Here is a 17,810-nt window from a genome sequence, read left to right as displayed (position 1 = left end):
GTCAGGTTAGCGGTGTACTACCCTGACAAATGATGTATCAGGCGAGGCAAGCCTTCAGCTGCTGCTGGATGTCATCACCATTGAGATGCCGCCCGATAAAAACAAGCTGGTTTCGAGGTGGGGTGGACCATTCTTCACCGTCAATAGAGAAGCGAGGACCACTTAGCTGAAAAATATTGCGCAGGTCACTTTCCTCAAACCAGAGAATTCCTTTTGCCCGAAAAACATTCTTTGAAAGTTTGTTTTGCAAAAAGTGTTCAAATTTTTTGACATGGAAGGGCCGATCGCTCTCAAACGCGATGGACACAAATCCATCATTCTCAAGATGGGCAGAGTGGTGATGATGGTGTTCATGATGTTCATGCCCATGGTGATGGTGCTCGTGCCCGTGATGCTCGTGCCCGTGCCCATGGTGCCCGTGCCCGTGCCCGTGATGGTGCTCATGGGCCGTCTGCTCAATTTCCTCCTGCACCAGCGCAGCATAAGCTTCGGGGTTGTTATACCCTACATCTAAAACTAGCTGTAGCGGCACTTGGCCCTGCTGACTGTGCAAAATCCTTGCCCCCGCTTTAACGCTACTAAGGTACTCTTCTAACGTCTTTACCTGGTCCGATGAAGCCAGGTCAACTTTATTAATAATTGTAACATCAGCGTAGGTGATTTGTTTCAAGGCGGCTTCACTCTCAAAATGATCGGGCGTGAAGGTTTCGGCATCTACCATGGCGATGATGGAATCCAAACGGGTGAGGTCGCGTAGTTCAGTACCCAGAAATGTAAGAATAATAGGCAGCGGATCAGCCACACCTGTGGTCTCAATCACCATATAGTCAACACGGTCATCCCGCTCCATGACTCGATAGACAGCGTCTACCAGGTCATCGTTAATGGTGCAACAAATGCAGCCATTGCTAAGTTCAACCATATCTTCATCCATTGTCACTAACAGCTGACTATCGATGTTGATATCGCCAAATTCATTAACGAGGACGGCAACTTTTAAGTCTTTATTATTGCTTAGAATATGGTTCAAAAGCGTTGTTTTACCACTGCCAAGAAATCCGGTAATGATGGTGACGGGCATTCCTCTTTTAGTGGTTGAGGGGAGTGTGGAGGCTGTCATGGAATAAACTCCGGAAGCAACAAGATGGATTCCCTAACTCCTTTGGAGTTAGCCAACGATATCTCTGGCCTAATTATGTTCACAAGGCCAACTTGCGGGTGTTGGGGGCGAGCATCGCCAACAGAAAAATAGCGAGTTGAACGGTGACAATACTGGGGCCCGAGGGTAAGTCGAAAAAGGCAGAAACCATCATACCAATAGCGGCCCCTAAAGCACCTAAGCCTGCTGAGGTCAGGATGTACTGAACAAAGTTGCGGCTAAGGAGACGGGCCGCACAAGCGGGTATCACGACAAATGCACTAATCAACAAAACACCAATGGCCTTAATGGAAATACCCACCACCAGAGATAACAACACAATGAACGCTGTACGTTGGGCAGACACAGATACGCCCCGAGCAATGGCCATGGATTCATGGAGTGTTAGGAGAATTTGCGATCGCAACGTTAGCCCCATAAATATGACACATACCACCAACAGCACGCCGCTAAAGATTAAGTCAGTGGTTTGCATTGCCAGGATATCACCAAACAACAGGTGGGTGATACCGCCTTTGTAGTCCTCACGAAAACTCAGCAAGATAATGCCAATGGCCAAGGATGATGAGTAAACAATATTTAGCAGCGCATCGGTCCAGAGACGCGTGCGTTCCAGGAAATAGGTCACACCCAACGCAAAAAGAACAGCAAAGGGTAACAACACCCAACCAGGATCCAGACCCAGCAAAAACCCAATGCTAATACCCAACAGGGCTGAGTGCCCCAGGGTATCACTAAAAAAAGAAAGCTGTCGGAGAACGGTAAAGCTACCCATTAAGCCGCCCATAAAACCAGTGAGAACACTGCCCATCAGTGCCCGTTGCATAAAGGGCAGTTGAAACAGTTCTATCACACGGGTAAATTCAGCCTGGATCGACATGGCAGAAAAACTAGCAAGATTAACAAGAATGGTGATAGCGAACAAACTCAGAGCCATAGGCCAGGGAGAGATTCTCTGGGGTAAGAGAATGATCGGGTTTTCCCTGGCAGAGCAGGGTGCGATTTAGACAGAGGACGCGATCGCAACTGCGACGTACCATATCGAGATCATGGGAGATCTGCAAAATGGCCCAGCCCTGGTCTTGTTTAAGCTGGTGCAGCAACCGATAAAATTCCGATTCGTTACGCACATCTAAACCAGCGGGAGCCTCATCGAGAATCAGCAGACGGCGGGGACGCACTAAACAATAAGCCAGCAGTACCCGCTTTAGCTCTCCCCCCGACAACGCACTCACAAGCTTGTAACGCAAATGCCAGGCGTCCACCTGGGTCAATGCCTGCTGCACTGCGTGACGGCGCGCCCGTCCACCAGCCCAAGGCAGCTGTAAGCCCAGACGATCCCACCCGAGACCGATCAGTTCTTTGACTGTAATGGGAATGCGGCGATCAAACAGAAAGTTTTGAGGCAGATAGGCAACCTGTTGTCTCACCTCAGCTGGCAATTTGCCTTTAGGAGAGAGCGGCTGCCCCAGGACAAACACCTCTCCAGACCGACGTGGCAAGATTCCCAGTATGGCCTGAATTAGGGTGCTCTTTCCGGCTCCGTTGGGACCCACAATTGCGGTATCCATGCCAGCTGGCACTGTGAACGATACATTCTGAACCGCTGCATAGGTCTCTCGGTAAACCGTCAACTCGTTGACGACTAAGACTGGATCGCTCAACTGTTCTCTCCTGGCCCCATAAAATCATTCTCCATACTAAAGCCACCAACCGCGGCTACCGGTTGAGGCGTCCAGAAAGGATACCAGGATTGTGTGGATGCCCCAAAGCTATCTGCCAGATTCTCAGCATTCTGACGCATGATTGTCAGATAGTAGTCTGGCTGTATCGCCTCGGTCGGACCTACTTCCAGAGGGTCAAACTCACTTACACCAATGGAGAGATCCTGTGCGATCGCCTTAAAGGAAGATTCTCCAGCCTGGGGCTCGGTCATAATGGTTTTTAACCCTTCCGCCTGCACTGTATCCACAACACGCTTGACATCGTCTGGAGATGGATTTTCTTCGGGAAGACCTACCAGAACTTCAGCTTCCAGTCCATAGCTGCTAGCAAAGTAAGCGGCGAAATCATGAAATACCACAAATGTTTGTCCAGCAAAGGGGGACAACATTTCCGTAATGTCAGCATCCAATGCCTGCAGCTCAGTAATAAATGCCGCCGCGTTAGCCGTGTATTCAGCCTCCCCTTCTGGATCGGCGGCAATCAAACCATCGCGAATATTTTCGACCTGTTCAATGGCTCGCTTGGGATCCAGCCAGACGTGGGGGTCAAATTCACCGTGGGCGTGAGCATGGCCATGGTCGTCATGGCTCGCTTCGGCATGATCATCATGGGCCTTCTCTTCACCGTGATCGTGGTCGTCGTGCCCTTCTTCACCATGGTCATGATCATCATGGGCCTTTTCCTCACCATGATCGTGATCATCGTGGCCTTCATGGCCATGGTCGTCATGGCCTTCTTCGCCACTAGCAAACGCAGCAATCTCTTCGCTAGAGTCGATGGTGACCAGATCGGAATTTTCCGCATTCTCGATCATGTCATCTAAAAAGAACTCCATTTCCAAACCGTTTTTCACCAACACGTCCGCACTGGCAACCGCCTGAATATCACTGGGTTTGGCCTGAAAATCATGGGGACCCACATTGGTGGGTAGCAACTGTACCACCTCGGCGCGATCGCCCGCTACCGCTTTAGTGAATTGGGTTATGGGCAAAAATGTTGTAACCACCTGCAATGAATCTTCGGGTGCCGCTGCCGAAGAGTCTGCTTCGCTGGTAGAGTCCGTAGGAGCAGTCGTGCAGCCACCTAGGGTAACGATTGCCCCCAGCGCCATAATCGATAACTGCTGTATCTGCCGTTGAAAACTCAGTCTAGACATTACTATTCTCTCTTCAAAAACAACATTAATTCTTTAAGCTTTATCTTGCTATGGACGTAAAGCTAGGGCAGCATCTTTGGCAAAATAGGTCAAAATCAAGTCAGCCCCTGCCCGTTTCATACTGGTCAAGGTTTCTAGCATGACGGCTTTTTCATCAATCCAGCCCTGCTGCGCCGCCGCTTTGACCATGGCGTATTCACCACTGACGTTGTAAGCAGCAATAGGTAAATTTGTGTTTTGTTTAATGCGACAAATCACATCCAAATAGGCCAGAGCCGGTTTCACCATGACGATGTCCGCCCCTTCCTTAATATCCAGCTCTACCTCTTTCAGGGCTTCCCTGGCATTAGCTGCATCCATCTGATACGTCTTTTTATCACCAAACTTAGGGGCAGAATCCAGGGCATCGCGAAATGGACCGTAATAGGCCGATGCATATTTAGCGGAATAGGCAAGAATGCCAACATTAATCCAACCGGCAGCATCCAGTGCCTGACGAATCTCGCGCACACGACCGTCCATCATGTCGGATGGGGCAACAAAATCAGCCCCCGCCTCAGCCTGTACCAGGGCCTGTTTGACGAGAACTGCCACGGTTTCATCGTTAAGAATTTGACCATTTTGCACAATGCCGTCATGGCCCTCGCTACTGTAGGGGTCAAGGGCTACATCGGTAATCACCAGCAGCTCCGGCAGCGCTTGCTTAAGGGCACGTACGGCGCGAGGGATCAAACCATCCGGGTTATAGCTTTCGGTACCCGCGTTATCTTTTTGATGATGGGGAATGAGCGGGAACAGGGCAATGGCTCCAATGCCTAACCCCCAAACAGTTTTTGCTTCCTCTAGCAATAGATCTAGGGAGTAGCGAAAACAGTTGGGCATCGACGGTACCGCCTCCTGCTGCCCCTCACCTTCCATGACAAACAGAGGATAAATTAGATCAGCGGCGGTTAGCACCGTTTCTCGTACCATACGGCGCAGCGCTCCGGTACGACGCAGACGCCGGGGACGATGCACTTGGCCAGTACTGCCACTATTATTATCAGCGGGTGCAGCTTCCTCTATCGCTTTAACAGCATCTGTGGCGGTGGGGAGGGGCGCTGACGTGGGTGACATAGATGTGGATGACATAAGATGGAAACCCGTTATGATAATGATTATCATTCCTAGGTATATTACATCAGTTTTTCGAAATTGACGCGATCATAATCCTTAAAAATTCCATGACTCAGGTTCACTGTACTCGGGCTCAAACAGCGGTACTCCAGTTACTGCGGCAACAGTCTGAACCGATCTCGGCTCAGGCGCTATATACGCTGATCAAGCAACATCAGCGGATTGGTTTGGCAACGGTATATCGAGCCCTTGATGCGCTAAAGCGCATGGGCAGGGTGCAGCATCGGGTAACGCTGACAGGGGAAACACTCTACAACGCGGTGGAGCAGGATCATCACTACATGACCTGTTTGCACTGTGGACAGTCGTTTCCTCTGAATACGTGCCCTTTGAAGGGTCTGGAGTTTTCTCTTCAGCATTCCAGCTCATTCACAATCTACTATCACACCCTGGAATTCTTTGGCCTTTGTGAGCCCTGTGCGGTGCAAGGTGGGTGAGGTTTTGGATTTAGCGAGCTAGAAAAAGGGGATAAGCATCACAATCATGTTAATAGTCTAAGATAGGTGCACACCCTAAAGGCTCTAAGTGGAAAGCCGATAAGAACGGTAGACTTGAGAGTCTTTGTCTTGAATTTGGACAGCATTTGGTGATGCAGTATGACCCAAGCAATTGATTTAATATCCTCGCCGCCATCACCATTGTCATTGCAAGATTTTCTTGTGTTGGATAGCAGTGATGATCGTCTATATGAATTAATTGAGGGTGAGCCGATGCCGATGAGCGATCCCACTGCTAATCATGAGGATGTGGCGGATAATCTTTGTGATCTGCTCAGGCTGCATTGTTTAGAGAAAAATTTGCCCCTCATACCTAAGCGTTCCAAGTTAATCTCTATTGGTTCTCGGAATGGACGAGACACTGCCAGACGTGGTGATATTGTTGTCTTTGCCAAGACTGAATGGGAACGGATGAAGGGGCTGTCCAGCTCAGCGATGGCTTATATTGCTCCAACCTTAGTGATTGAGGTGGTGTCAACAAACTGGCGAGATGACTATTTGACTAAGCTGGCTGAGTATGAATCTATCGGTGTTGAGGAGTATTGGATCGTTGACTATGCCGCGTTAGGGGGGATGCGGTATATCGGTCATCCGAAGCAATCTACAGTGTCTGTTTACACGATGGACCCTGAGACAGGTGAATTTGGTATGCCACAACAGTTTCGCGGGGATAACAAAATTAGGTCTACTGTTGTCCCTGAACTTGTAGTAACGGCCAAGGCTTTATGGAAAGAAGATTAGAGAATATTGATAACTATTGCATTCATCTGCGCGGCAGAGGCAAAAAAGATCATCGCCGTCAGGGATGCAACGCGTCAGGTGCAATATGTGGTAAAAACACAGAACTAAACCGACACTTATGAAGTATAGCAGACTGACTAAAAGCAAGCACTAATCACATAACAATAGAAACCTAAAGATTTATCGTGGCTATACCGAATAATTCAACGATAGAAACGCAAGACTGAAAAGCGGAGCAGCCAAAAGCTTAGAAACGCAGTTGAGATGTAGATCTAGGTGCAGGAACTGTGCGGCTAACGGTGAACGGTCAGGGGTGTGAGAGATTTGTTTAAAGCTCAACCCGTGAGCGTGAGTCGAGCGTCCCTCTCCACAGGGTAGTTAGAAAGCAGACCCCTACATAATTACGAACCTATTGTACCATTTTACTTGCTGGCGACACCGATTATTTGCGTCCGTTTCTTAGGATTACGGCTCCCACAGTTCCACAACAGGCTTTTCGCAAGATACCACATCGATCACTTCATCTCCCGTCCAAACTCGATAATGCTTTGCAGAACCGATAATGTCTTTGTACCAACCATGATTAGCATTGACGTAGTCTAAATACTTGGATCGGGAAAGAGCCTGAATCACTCCTGTATCATCACGCTCTTCGTAGTCGTCCCAGGAGGTATAGGATTCATCAACAACTTGCCATGCTATTGACTGCGGAAATCTCACCAACATCATCCTGCTCTCATCTTTGACTTCTACCGGGCGACTACCTTGGAGAAGCTTCTGCACTGTCGGATTGGGATCGGTTTGTTCATCATCAGGTTCGCCAACGAACATCTCTGTGAGAATCAGACGAAGGTCATCCTGGTAAACCACGGCGTGAAGTTGCCACATTTCTGCTTCGTCTAGAACTGTAAGCATATGCAAAGGATAGCTAACATTTCTGTTGAGCGGTTGTCAGTATTTGACAACGCAGTAATCTTTCAATAATCCGCTCCAACAGGCTTGTTAGGTGCAGTCTGGAACGGCTATTTTTCTAGTCTCGTTTGTAGAACGAGTCACCGCGTTGAAAATACCTCACAGCAATAGGGATATCAATGGCCGCACTCACCATAGTGAGTACACACACATACATGATAAACCAGTACAAACCTCTATCCAACATTTGTGTCGTGAGTAGATGAAATAAGTAAGGGAGTATTAGCAGCCAATGCGCATGCCCGATGGGACCGATGAGTTTTGAGAACGGTCGGCGACGATGAACTTGACTCCCAATAATAAAGGACAACACCCGACCGAGCAGAATCACCAGTCCAGGTGTTTCGCGAATGAAATACAAGCCGCCGAGAACTTGTGGCAATGGATAGAGGATTGCCCATATTCGGATTGTCCAAGGCAACGTGCCCATCGCTTTCCAAAACTGAATGAGATCTTTCAACAGATTCATAAGCTAATGAGAAAAATTTGATGACTTTTTACTGGGTATTCGAATATGACAGGATTAAAGCCTTGATTAGCAGGCTTTTGAACTCCTAGAAACGCAGATCAAGATCAAAGGATTGCTAGCTCGCAGCATTAGACTGGTTTAAGCGGCGAGATGTTCATCACCGCTTAAACCAGGTGGTCGAGTAGTTAGAGAGCATTTGGTGCTAACTTTGTTTGACGGACAACTAATTTGACGATGCTATCCATAGCACAGCAATCGACACTCTTTGAAGGTGATGGGATATAGCATCGAACAGGTTGTTGTCGGAAATCAGCCTGTAACTATAAGCTTGGTTGAGAACGGCTCACCATATCCTGGACCATCAACCATGTCCCTGTGACCTTTTGCCAAAGGACTTGATAATTACCGGTATCCGTTACGACACTGTTATCAATTTCGAGAGAATATGCTCCAAATTCCAACGCATAATCTCCAAAGTCATGGAAAGATTCTGTCGATAGAGTCAACTTTTTCAGACCATCCTCAAACATCCTGTTGAATGTCTTACCGATCGCAGCCTGTCCAGTTAACTTAGGAACATTCGAAAAGACCAACACGGCGTCCGATGCATACATCGCCTTTAATACTGAGATATCTTGCCGAGCAAACGCTTCCATCATTTCAGCATTGCGCTGCTCGATAACGGTTTTAACGCAACCACTCATCATGCCACCCTTTCCTTGCTATTGACGTGCTCCCAAAGATCAGAAGCAATTTCTGCCACTTTGCCGCGAACGGTATCTACGGCGAATTGAGGTGCCGTCTCTGGTCCACCAGAATTGAAAGGTGGAGCTGGACGGTACTCGAACAGTAACTGAATGACATGGGCAGCAGGCTCGCCAACGACATTGGCAATCACTGAAATAGCGAAATCGATTCCCGCTGTAATGCCGCCTCCAGTAATCCGGTTACCGGAGATGCATACCCGTTCATCCACTCGTGTGACGTTAGGGTAGCTGTCAAGCAGCTCTGCATAGGTCCAATGGGTTACTGCTCGGTGTCCATCAAGGAGCCCAGCTTCTGCCAAGATTAACCCTCCGGTACAGACAGAGGTGACATATTCTGCCTGTTCTCCTACTTCCCGAAGGAAATCGATTACCGCTTGGTCTTTCAACTGAGGCAATACATTACCACCACCGGCAACAACCAGAACATCTATTTTGGGACAATCCTCAAACCCATAGTGAGGGGTCAAGAGTGCACCGGCATCCGACATCACGGGTTCGGATGTCTTGGAAAACGTAAACGTCTCAAACTCATCAACCATTGCGAAAAACTGCAAGGGTCCATAAGCATCCATCATCGTCACGTGCGGGAAGATATAAATCCCGACCTTCTTTTTCTCAACCATAATCTTTTGCTCCAATGTTTTTGCTAAGAGCTAATATATACGGTATCGTACATAATTAAATCGAGGTTGTCAAAATTTTGTACGATACAGAATAAAATCATGAAAAAGTCACCCGGTCGACCCAGAAAATTTAACGAGGAGGAGGTGCTACAGCGTGCCGCCAAAGTGTTTCTGAATGAAGGATTTGAGGCGTCAAGCTATGAATCGATCTCAGAAGCTATGGGACTGTCAAAGCCGAGTCTGTACAATGCGTTCGGAGATAAACAAGCCTTGTTCACTCGCGTTGTTGCGGAGTATTCCCTTCAGGCTCATGAGTACATCGTCAAGGAATTTTCAGGTGCGGGAACCCTTCAAGCAGCCTGTCAAAAAATGTTGCTTGCCGCGGCTAAGTTTTATTCAACTCCAGACGGTCCGTCTGTAGGTTGCCTTCTTGTTGGCACTGCCCTACCTGCAAGTTCTCAATATGATGAGATTCGCGATACGTTGAGAGATTTCACCAAACGCATGGAGACATCCATAGAAAAAATCATTAACGCAGAATATAGCAAAGATGCAGCAGCTCTCGATCAACACCCCAAGAATATCGCCAGGCACATTAGCAGTTTGTTGTTCGCCTTGGCTGTCCGTGCAAGAATGGGGCTATCACGGAAAAAATTAAACCAAATAGCACTTGAGCTTGCAGAATTTATCTAGTGAAATGAGCATTTTCAGGTCAGAAGTATCCTCTCAGTGCCTTGATAACAGATTGATATAGCCGATGTGGCGGATAATCTTTGTGATCTCCTCAGACTGCATTGCTTAGAAAAAACTTACCCTTTGCACCTAAGCTATCCAACAACTATTAGGAGAAAATGCCGCCGCTTCAAACTGAGATGACTCGTTAAAGATTGTGTTGTCGAGGTCTGATGCTCTTAAGGGCCATGGCTGTGATGCTGCCATAAAGCACGCCACCCACTGCGCCAAGACAGAGTCCCCTAATAACTAAGACCATTGAAGCCCAAGAAATATCCAAAAACGATCCTGCGATAGACCAGACACCATAAAAGGCAATTGCTCCACCTAGAGTGTAACCAAGTACCCCCATAGTCCACCACAGCCGCCAGTTCGGGGTATGCTGACGTAAAACTAAAACTTGAGCAATCCCAACGGATATACCTACAGAAATTCCATGGCCGATAAGCAAGATCCCCCACATCAGTGAAGATGGCATTGAATCTACAGAGGAGGGAAAAAACTTCAATGCAATAAAGAGAATTCCCTGACCAGTCATGGCCTGCAAGAGATTACTAAAGGCCGCAAGGGCCGAGCCGACATAGGTCCCTAAACCTGTGGCGACTATCCAGTGCCAGATTTTTAACTGGGGTAAACGCTGCCTAAGGACAGATGCTTGTATCCCCCCTAAAAATAACCCCAATCCCCATCCAGCTGCGGACAGTCCGTTTCCTGTGGGGCCTAATAGCTTCATTGTAAAGATTGACAGCAACGACAGCACAAACCCTAGAACATTGCTCAGAATCCAACGTCTTAGATAGGTCATTTGCATAGTTTTAGCCTCTAACTGTCTGTCGTTGCTCTTATTGACGAGCGATTGGATACGACGACAACAGCAGTTGAGAAATTTGCTTAACTGCTGTTGTCGGCCTACTTGCTAGAGATCCAGACCGCAGTTACCTATTTCCTGATGTACCCAAATAATTTGGATTAGCTAGGGCAGCTCTCCTGTCAGAATCTTCCTACGAGAGGCGATTGTGACCAAAAAGGTGAAGATTAGCTAAGGCGATGCGATCGCACTGTCTGAGGAGGGTGCGATCGCTCGGTCCAAAAGTTATGTAGCTTACTGGCAACTACACATGTCTTATACCAGTAACCAACCCAACGACTCTTTAATCGTCAGCTGTAACTCACTAGCAAACGATGGTACAGCAACAATCTCATCAGAGACATGCTCTATGCTCTACTTGGAGGCGGGCCATGCCCACCCTTCGGAATATCCGTATCCAACGTTTGGAATTACGATGAAAAAGAGTTTCCAACAAAATCGTGCCAAACAACAATGCGATAATTTGATTAATAGTCCCCACCGTAACCCCTATTTATGCCATTGAGGACAACCCAGTAGGCTGGGTTCTAGGGCGGCCTCCCGGCCCTAGCCATGGAAACCCCAGTTTGCCTAGCTAGGATAGCTGTATTACTTCCGGGAAGGGGAACTCGGAGGGACCCCAAGCAACCGATTTTGGTTCCCTCCGATCACATTATGAATGAAGTTATAAGCCTTACAGATTTTCTCTGATGAACACGAAAGACCCTGCCTCCTGGGAAGGGAGAAATCGACACATTCACATTATTAAATTCCTGCTCCTAACCAAGGATAAGAAGTAAGAAACCCCACCCATTGCCAAAGCACTCAATTCTTGATCGCTGTGATAGATTGAGAATGATAATCATTCCAATTTTGACTTTCCATGGTCAGTCAAGTCTCCCGTCCACAGTCCGCAACCAGCCCCGGTGATGTAGAGCAGCTAGCGCGGCTGCGCCACACCTGTGCCCATGTATTAGCCATGGCGGTGCAAACCCTGTTTCCAGAGACAAAAGTCACCATTGGCCCCTGCACAGATACGGGGTTTTACTACGACTTTGACCGGGCTGACCCATTTACGCCTGAGGATTTAAAGCAGATCACAAAAAAAATGCGGCGCATCATTGGGCAAAATCTACCGATCATTCGTGAAACGGTAGAACGGGATGACATCCGCACTGAGATTGAGCAACTAAACGAACCCTATAAGCTAGAGATTCTGGATGGCATTCCCCCCGATGAACCGATCACCCGATACTACATCGGTTGTCCTGACCCGCTGCCAGCCAATGCAGAACCGTCCTTGTTCGATTCACCATCGACGAAAACCTCTGATGCTAATACTGCGACTTGTTGGTGGGATTTGTGCGCAGGCCCTCACCTGAGCCGCACTGGCGAACTACACCCTAAAGCCTTTGCCCTAGAAAGTGTAGCCGGAGCCTACTGGCGGGGCGACGAAACTCAGCCGCAGCTCCAACGCATTTACGGCACCGCCTGGGAAACGCCAGAACAATTAAAGGCCTACCTGACGCAGAAAGAGGAAGCCAAACGCCGCGACCATCGCAAACTGGGACAGACATTAAATCTGTTTAGTATTCAAGAGGCGGCGGGAGGCGGACTGGTATTTTGGCATCCCAAAGGAGCCCGCATGCGCCTGCTGATTGAAGACTACTGGCGTCAGGCTCACCTGCAGGGGGGATATGAATTGCTCTATACCCCCCACATTGCCAATCGCGACCTCTGGCAAACCTCCGGGCACCTGGACTTTTACCAGGAGAACATGTTTGAGCAGATGGCTGTAGAAGCGCAACAGTATCAGCTCAAACCCATGAACTGTCCCTTCCATGTGCTCACCTATCAGCATCAGCTCCATTCTTACCGGGAGTTGCCGATTCGCTGGGCCGAACTGGGTACGGTATACCGCTATGAGCGCTCTGGGGTGCTCCATGGTCTGATGCGCGTTCGCGGCTTTACTCAGGATGATGCGCACATTTTTTGTTTGCCAGAGCAGGTAACAGAGGAGATTTTAGGGGTGCTAAACCTAACAGAACAAATTCTGTCGGACTTTGGCTTTACCGACTATGAGGTGAATCTCTCCACCCGTCCGGCCAAGTCTGTGGGCAGCGACGACATTTGGGAACTGGCCACTTCAGCATTGAAAAAAGCACTGGATATCAAAGAGTGGGCCTACGTGATTGATGAGGGGGGGGGTGCCTTCTACGGTCCCAAAATCGATATTAAGATCAAGGATGCTATTGGTCGGCTATGGCAGTGCTCCACAATCCAAGTAGACTTTAACCTGCCGGAGCGATTTGACTTACAGTACGTCGCGGCGGATGGCTCTCGACAGCGTCCGATTATGATTCACCGGGCTATTTTTGGCTCCCTGGAACGATTCTTCGGCATTTTGGTGGAGAACTATGCGGGGATGTTTCCCCTGTGGCTGGCTCCGGTGCAAGTACGACTGTTGCCTGTCAGCGATGCTCAGCGAGACTATGCCAATCAGGTGGCCCAGACATTGCAACAACAAGGTTTCCGAGTGGAGGTAGATACCAGCGGGGAGCGTCTGGGTAAACAAATTCGCACCGCAGAATTAGAGAAGATTCCGGTTATTTCTGTGATCGGTCAGCGAGAAGTGGATTCTCAGACATTGGGTGTTCGCACCCGTCAGAGTGGTGATTTGGGAGCCCTGACAGTGCCAGACGTGATCGAGAAATTACAAGATGCGATCGCGCAAAAGACTATCTGTTAGTCATTCTTTTCAGTTTCTCAAACGTCAAAGTGAACCGATGAGGTTTCACAAAGTTGTTCAAGTAATGAGGTAAACGTCCATGACTGTTGTTCAGCACTACGCAACCAATTGTCTAGAAAACGTCAAGGTGATGCTGATTTCTCCAAGCCAAACTCTAGCATCATCGACGGTGGAATATTGCATTGCCAGCGGATTTGTCAAAATCATGCCCGCTGATGGCCGCACCTTGATTACCCACATCAGCAACGTCGTTATTGAGGTGGAATCATGAACCTGTTTTCTCAGTCTCGCCCAAAACCTAATCTAGCCGCGTTGCAACAGATCAAGACCTGGGTTTACGACCTTCTGAAGCTCGACTCGGATATTGGCATCTCGGTGAGCCAACTTCAGTGCAAAGAACCCGACTGTCCGCCAATTGAAACCGTCATTACTATTTTGAGCCAGCCAGCCCAGCAGTACAAAATCCACAAAGCGTTAGATGATATTGAGCTAGATGATTTAATTCGTCTATTTCAAACTGAGTAGCCCGTCCGTAGTTTCTGACCGTAGCTACGGTCAGAGTGTGCCACGGGAGCACTCATCTACTTCTCTGAGCGCCCCGTGGACTCACGGTCACGCTCGTATTGTCTGGTGAATACAAAAGGGGGTAACCAAGATTCGCGTCGGATTGTCCAAAGTTCGTAAGTGGGCCTAAGTTGATCAGGTGCGTCCAGGGATCCTAAGTTCACTTCGATTTCGTCTGCGGTGCGTGAGTAAACAGACGATCCGCATCGGGGGCAGAAGAACCGCCCGACGTAGTCGCGGGTTTCGCCCGTGATCGTCACCGCATTCTGCGGGAACACCGCAGAAGCGTGAAAAAGGGCACCATGATGCTTGCGGCAGTCGAGGCAGTGACAAAGGCCAACCCGGTATGGGAGTCCCGTCGCCACAATTCGGACATTGCCGCACAAGCAACCGCCGGTGAATCGATCCATGCTGCATCTCCTCTAAAATCAAGCAGTCGGAATGGTTACAACGAGTAGCACTAATCCGTTGCTCAAGGCGTATCCGCCGCCGCTGCTACTGATGCCGCTACTGCTACTGCTACAGGAAACAATTCAGGTGCGATTAGTTCCAATGCGTTAGCTTGCGATGATTTTGTTCCAACGGATTGTTGAACAACTTGGAAATTCCATGCTGAACAGATTCACCCAATCGGTGAACACTTCGATGTGATTGAACGGCGTACCTGTTCGGTCATTAGTCTCAGATCGAGAAGCAAGTTTTGATACCTTGCTGTAATCGTTGTGACAGAGCCGCAATTGCAAAGAATTGTTTAGGTGCTGCGATTGCAGTTCCATAAGGTCATCTAAATATAGCGCCCAGGAAAAATGATTATCATTATCATTGCCGTGTAAACTCTGAAAAGTTGTTTAGGTCTAGGATTTTTTTCCTTGCACCTATAGAGGAGTCAGTCATTGACATGGTTTCAATCCTAAATTCCACCGTTTCTTCAGCAGGCACTGTTTCAGAGCCGCTTTCAATCAGCGCTCTCTTAACGGACACTGATGTTGTTTCCCTGGAAGAACTACCGCCAATCTGGCAGCGCATCGCCAACCGCGAGGTAGCGGTGGGTCACCCTGAGCCGGATTTTCTAGTAGTGCTAGCGCGGTTGTTTCTAACCAAGGCAACGGACCGCAGTCCCGAGGTCTTTCGGGAGGGGTTTGACTTCCAAGCCTTCTACCGGCAAGAGGCTATGTCAACCTTAGAGTTTTTCGGTCAGGACTTCAGGACTACGGCTTACCCTGACTTCAATCAGGTAATGCAAACAGCCAGAGCAACTGACGGGGCCGAAAGAGTCGTAGCTTTTGTGCGGGACGTTTTCTCTCGGTTAGGCTATGCTTTACCAGCTTGTTTCTACTGGATGCTGCTGTGTCCAATTGAGCGAGCGTCAATCCACGAGGCTCGTCCCATGTTTTTCGACCCTCATATGCAAGGAGTGAAGCGGGCCTATGACGCCTGCCTGCATAGTCTGAATGTAACGGCAGTGCAAATGCTAGTGCAATCGTGTGCTAGTCGTCAGGGGCTGTTGATTCAACACGGCTGTGGCTGCGACCATTCGCTGGCTCAGCTAATTCCAGGCTCAGCAGAAGTTACGTTTGCTTTTGAAAGCGAGCTGGGGCGTCGCAAGGCAATAACGGCTTATCTCTGGCGCTGTTGGAATGAATATTTGCTGTTTCCGCTAGGGGTTCACGCTAAAAGTTTGGCCTTGTAAACACGTTTGCCGTCAAGGTGGCTACGGCAAAGGTTTACGAAAACTTAGTTTCTACCCCCCCGACCTGTTTGGGCTACCGTGTATACATAAGTCAGAGAATATCGCTAGAACCATTGATTCTAAAGGGTTTTAAATATTTACTAAAGCTACTAATTGAGTCTCAATCATGAATTCTATTGAGAAAGCTTTAGGAGGTATCAAGCTATTTAGGACCATAACTCTCGGTTTAATTCAATAGTCTCGTAGATGTGTATAGGCAGTAGCCGTAGGGGGGCTGTTGTTTTTAACAATTTCCACCAATCAAGACAATTGCATTACTGGCTGGGTTGAGCCTTGGCGAATTGCGATCGCAGGTGCTGGTATCAGTGGGTTTGCCATTCTCGGTCACTTAGTCACTCAACTACGTGACCAAACAGAGAGGCCTATACAGATATCTCTCTTTCAGCCAGAGCGTACCTACCAAGAGGCTAATCTGACCAAGGCTCAGAAAACTCGGCTGGCTCATTTCAAGGCACTAAATAAGCAAACATTCATCGGTGGCGGACAGGTTTACGACCCGATGCAGCCCGCCTTGTTCACCTTTAACGGCGGCAGTGCTGTCCGCGGGTTTGACTTTGCCCAACAGCGCTTCGACACAGCGAACTACTTCAACTGGATGCAGGCCAATCGTGACCTGCTAGCGGTGCTATACCCTGATTTTGCTCCAGAGCAGGGACAACAGCGTCATCCTGACCATAACCTGGACGATCTTCACGGAACCAGTCCCCGAGGAGCCTATGGCCTCTATCTAGACGAGCAGTTTCGGAGGCTGCTGGCCCACCTGCCTAGCCACATCATGGTGCAGACGATTCCTCAAGCGGTACAAAGCTTTGTCCCCTCCGAACAGAGGGTTCACGTGCAGACGGCAACCGCGTCTTATCAGGTCAATCAGCTCGTGTGTACCATCGGCCATCGGTTTGCACCCATTCGCCCTGAGTGGCAGGGACAGGTATTTGCGGCGTATCCGTGCGATCGCTACGGGGCGGAATTACCTGCCCATCTGACGATAGTAGGTGCAGGACCATCGGGTATAGAGGTGGCCTTGCATGCACTGCACAACCTGGGAGTAGAGCGAGTCAGTCTGGTGAGCCGCCGAGGCTATGCCCGACTGCCTCAGATAGAACCTGCTGTATCGTACACTTGCCCCTGGCTGACGCGGCAGCAGATGCAGCGCAATCCTACAGCTCGGTGGGCGCAATACTTGCTGAGACAGTCACTTCTCACGGCCTACCGAGTGAGTGATATCGCTTATCCGGGATGGGAGGCAATGCTACACATCGAGAATTATGGCTGTTTTCTCGCTGACTACCTGCAACAGGCAACCCCAGTCCACCCCCTAGCCCGTTTAGCTCGTCCAGTAATGTCTTTCTACGGTCAGACGAAGGACCTGCTGCCAAGCGACGAGCGGGTAAAATTGCGGCAACTGTTAAGCAGTGTGAAACATCTGTTTGCAACCCAGTCGTGGGCTTGTGCTGAGCTGATGCTAGCGGCGATGCGGGCTGGGCGTTTGTCTTTGCAAGCTGGCACATTCTTGAACCATTGCGAAACGCCAACGATTGTATGGCCTGACAGCAAGCAGTGGCAGCCAAAATCCGTGATTTTAGCTACCGGCTTCGATAGCCAGATCGCACCGATTTATAGTCTGGCTGTTGCCCAGGGTGCAGCGGTAGTCGACGACAGTGGTAAGCTAGCGGTCAACTCGACTACGGGGGCACTGATCGACGCGTATGGGACGACTACAAACTGTTACCAAATCGTAGGAACATCGCTGAGTTCAGTTGATCGACAAGCCGCTCAGACTGCCAAGGCTCTGGTTCAGCAGATGGCTCTGTCGCAAGAAACATCAGTCTGACCTCCTCGAAGCCTTTCCCTTTGGTCGTTTCGATCCATACCCATTGAGACGT

The 17,810-nt window shown here is 49.1% G+C and carries 19 protein-coding genes; 8 read left to right on the top strand and 11 right to left on the bottom strand.

Annotation, left to right across the window (positions count from 1 at the left end; translation table 11 throughout):
- Positions 1 to 37: 37 nt before the first annotated feature.
- From SPB21_RS00820 to hemB, 5 genes are all read right to left on the bottom strand, one after another.
- Positions 38 to 1,120: a CobW family GTP-binding protein gene (locus tag SPB21_RS00820; protein WP_499865038.1), complete on the bottom strand. Its 1,083-nt coding sequence runs from the start codon at positions 1,118 to 1,120 to the stop codon at positions 38 to 40.
- A gap of 79 nt (positions 1,121 to 1,199) precedes the next feature.
- The gene (locus SPB21_RS00815) at positions 1,200 to 2,039 is read right to left on the bottom strand and encodes a metal ABC transporter permease (RefSeq protein WP_163661633.1); all 840 of its coding nucleotides are present in this window, start codon (positions 2,037 to 2,039) and stop codon (positions 1,200 to 1,202) included.
- Positions 2,040 to 2,058: 19 nt separating this feature from the next.
- Positions 2,059 to 2,823 carry a metal ABC transporter ATP-binding protein gene (locus tag SPB21_RS00810; RefSeq protein WP_163659521.1) on the bottom strand — a complete coding sequence of 255 codons (765 nt, stop codon included), beginning with the start codon at positions 2,821 to 2,823 and terminating at the stop codon, positions 2,059 to 2,061.
- Complete coding sequence (locus SPB21_RS00805; protein ID WP_499865037.1) at positions 2,820 to 4,040, bottom strand: metal ABC transporter solute-binding protein, Zn/Mn family; 1,221 nt, start codon at positions 4,038 to 4,040, stop codon at positions 2,820 to 2,822. Before SPB21_RS00805 ends, SPB21_RS00810 begins: the two co-directional genes overlap by 4 nt.
- A 48-nt stretch (positions 4,041 to 4,088) precedes the next feature.
- Positions 4,089 to 5,156 (bottom strand): porphobilinogen synthase, encoded by a 1,068-nt coding sequence (hemB, locus tag SPB21_RS00800; RefSeq protein ID WP_250564659.1) that lies wholly within the window; start codon positions 5,154 to 5,156, stop codon positions 4,089 to 4,091.
- Positions 5,157 to 5,263: 107 nt separating this feature from the next.
- Here hemB and SPB21_RS00795 point away from each other — a divergent pair, with 107 nt between their 5' ends.
- Complete coding sequence (locus tag SPB21_RS00795; protein ID WP_163659525.1) at positions 5,264 to 5,653, top strand: Fur family transcriptional regulator; 390 nt, start codon at positions 5,264 to 5,266, stop codon at positions 5,651 to 5,653.
- Between the two features lie 159 nt (positions 5,654 to 5,812).
- Complete coding sequence (locus SPB21_RS00790) at positions 5,813 to 6,454, top strand: Uma2 family endonuclease (RefSeq protein ID WP_499865036.1); 642 nt, start codon at positions 5,813 to 5,815, stop codon at positions 6,452 to 6,454.
- Positions 6,455 to 6,919: 465 nt separating this feature from the next.
- On the opposite strand, the gene SPB21_RS00785 is transcribed toward SPB21_RS00790, so the two are convergent.
- From SPB21_RS00785 to SPB21_RS00770, 4 genes are all read right to left on the bottom strand, one after another.
- Positions 6,920 to 7,369 carry a hypothetical protein gene (locus SPB21_RS00785; protein WP_499061513.1) on the bottom strand — a complete coding sequence of 150 codons (450 nt, stop codon included), beginning with the start codon at positions 7,367 to 7,369 and terminating at the stop codon, positions 6,920 to 6,922.
- A gap of 115 nt (positions 7,370 to 7,484) precedes the next feature.
- On the bottom strand, positions 7,485 to 7,895 hold the full coding sequence (locus SPB21_RS00780) for a hypothetical protein (RefSeq protein ID WP_163699114.1): 411 nt from the start codon (positions 7,893 to 7,895) through the stop codon (positions 7,485 to 7,487).
- Between the two features lie 320 nt (positions 7,896 to 8,215).
- Entirely contained in the window at positions 8,216 to 8,602 is a 387-nt protein-coding gene (locus SPB21_RS00775) for a YybH family protein (protein WP_499865034.1), read from the bottom strand.
- Positions 8,599 to 9,285: a DJ-1/PfpI family protein gene (locus tag SPB21_RS00770; RefSeq protein ID WP_163659531.1), complete on the bottom strand. Its 687-nt coding sequence runs from the start codon at positions 9,283 to 9,285 to the stop codon at positions 8,599 to 8,601. The genes SPB21_RS00775 and SPB21_RS00770 overlap by 4 nt, the downstream gene beginning before the upstream one ends.
- Positions 9,286 to 9,384: 99 nt before the next feature.
- On the opposite strand from SPB21_RS00770, the gene SPB21_RS00765 reads away from it, so the two are divergent.
- Positions 9,385 to 9,978: a TetR/AcrR family transcriptional regulator gene (locus SPB21_RS00765; RefSeq protein ID WP_163699109.1), complete on the top strand. Its 594-nt coding sequence runs from the start codon at positions 9,385 to 9,387 to the stop codon at positions 9,976 to 9,978.
- A gap of 187 nt (positions 9,979 to 10,165) precedes the next feature.
- Here the strand turns inward: SPB21_RS00765 and SPB21_RS00760 are convergent, their stop codons facing one another.
- Entirely contained in the window at positions 10,166 to 10,828 is a 663-nt protein-coding gene (locus SPB21_RS00760) for a hypothetical protein (RefSeq protein WP_499865033.1), read from the bottom strand.
- Positions 10,829 to 11,747: 919 nt separating this feature from the next.
- On the opposite strand from SPB21_RS00760, the gene thrS reads away from it, so the two are divergent.
- The 3 genes from thrS to SPB21_RS00745 all read left to right on the top strand — a co-directional run bounded on the left by thrS (position 11,748) and on the right by SPB21_RS00745 (position 14,138).
- Positions 11,748 to 13,613: a threonine--tRNA ligase gene (gene thrS / locus SPB21_RS00755; protein WP_499865032.1), complete on the top strand. Its 1,866-nt coding sequence runs from the start codon at positions 11,748 to 11,750 to the stop codon at positions 13,611 to 13,613.
- 79 nt (positions 13,614 to 13,692) lie between these two features.
- The gene (locus SPB21_RS00750; protein WP_163659539.1) at positions 13,693 to 13,884 is read left to right on the top strand and encodes a hypothetical protein; all 192 of its coding nucleotides are present in this window, start codon (positions 13,693 to 13,695) and stop codon (positions 13,882 to 13,884) included.
- On the top strand, positions 13,881 to 14,138 hold the full coding sequence (locus tag SPB21_RS00745; RefSeq protein WP_499865030.1) for a hypothetical protein: 258 nt from the start codon (positions 13,881 to 13,883) through the stop codon (positions 14,136 to 14,138). Before SPB21_RS00750 ends, SPB21_RS00745 begins: the two co-directional genes overlap by 4 nt.
- Before the next feature lie 56 nt (positions 14,139 to 14,194).
- Here SPB21_RS00745 and SPB21_RS00740 read toward each other — a convergent pair whose 3' ends face one another.
- Entirely contained in the window at positions 14,195 to 14,587 is a 393-nt protein-coding gene (locus SPB21_RS00740) for a GFA family protein (protein ID WP_499865029.1), read from the bottom strand.
- A gap of 488 nt (positions 14,588 to 15,075) precedes the next feature.
- Between SPB21_RS00740 and SPB21_RS00735 the strand changes: the two genes are divergently transcribed.
- A complete protein-coding gene (locus SPB21_RS00735) occupies positions 15,076 to 15,867 on the top strand; it encodes a hypothetical protein (RefSeq protein ID WP_499865028.1) in 792 nt (263 codons plus the stop codon).
- A 277-nt stretch (positions 15,868 to 16,144) separates the two neighbouring features.
- The gene (locus tag SPB21_RS00730; protein WP_499865026.1) at positions 16,145 to 17,758 is read left to right on the top strand and encodes an FAD/NAD(P)-binding protein; all 1,614 of its coding nucleotides are present in this window, start codon (positions 16,145 to 16,147) and stop codon (positions 17,756 to 17,758) included.
- Positions 17,759 to 17,810: the final 52 nt, after the last annotated feature.

It is taken from the genome of Leptothoe sp. ISB3NOV94-8A, from assembly GCF_043421595.1.
Lineage (GTDB): Bacteria > Cyanobacteriota > Cyanobacteriia > Phormidesmidales > Phormidesmidaceae > Leptothoe > Leptothoe turfae.
This window is presented reverse-complemented; position numbering and strand designations above follow the sequence as displayed.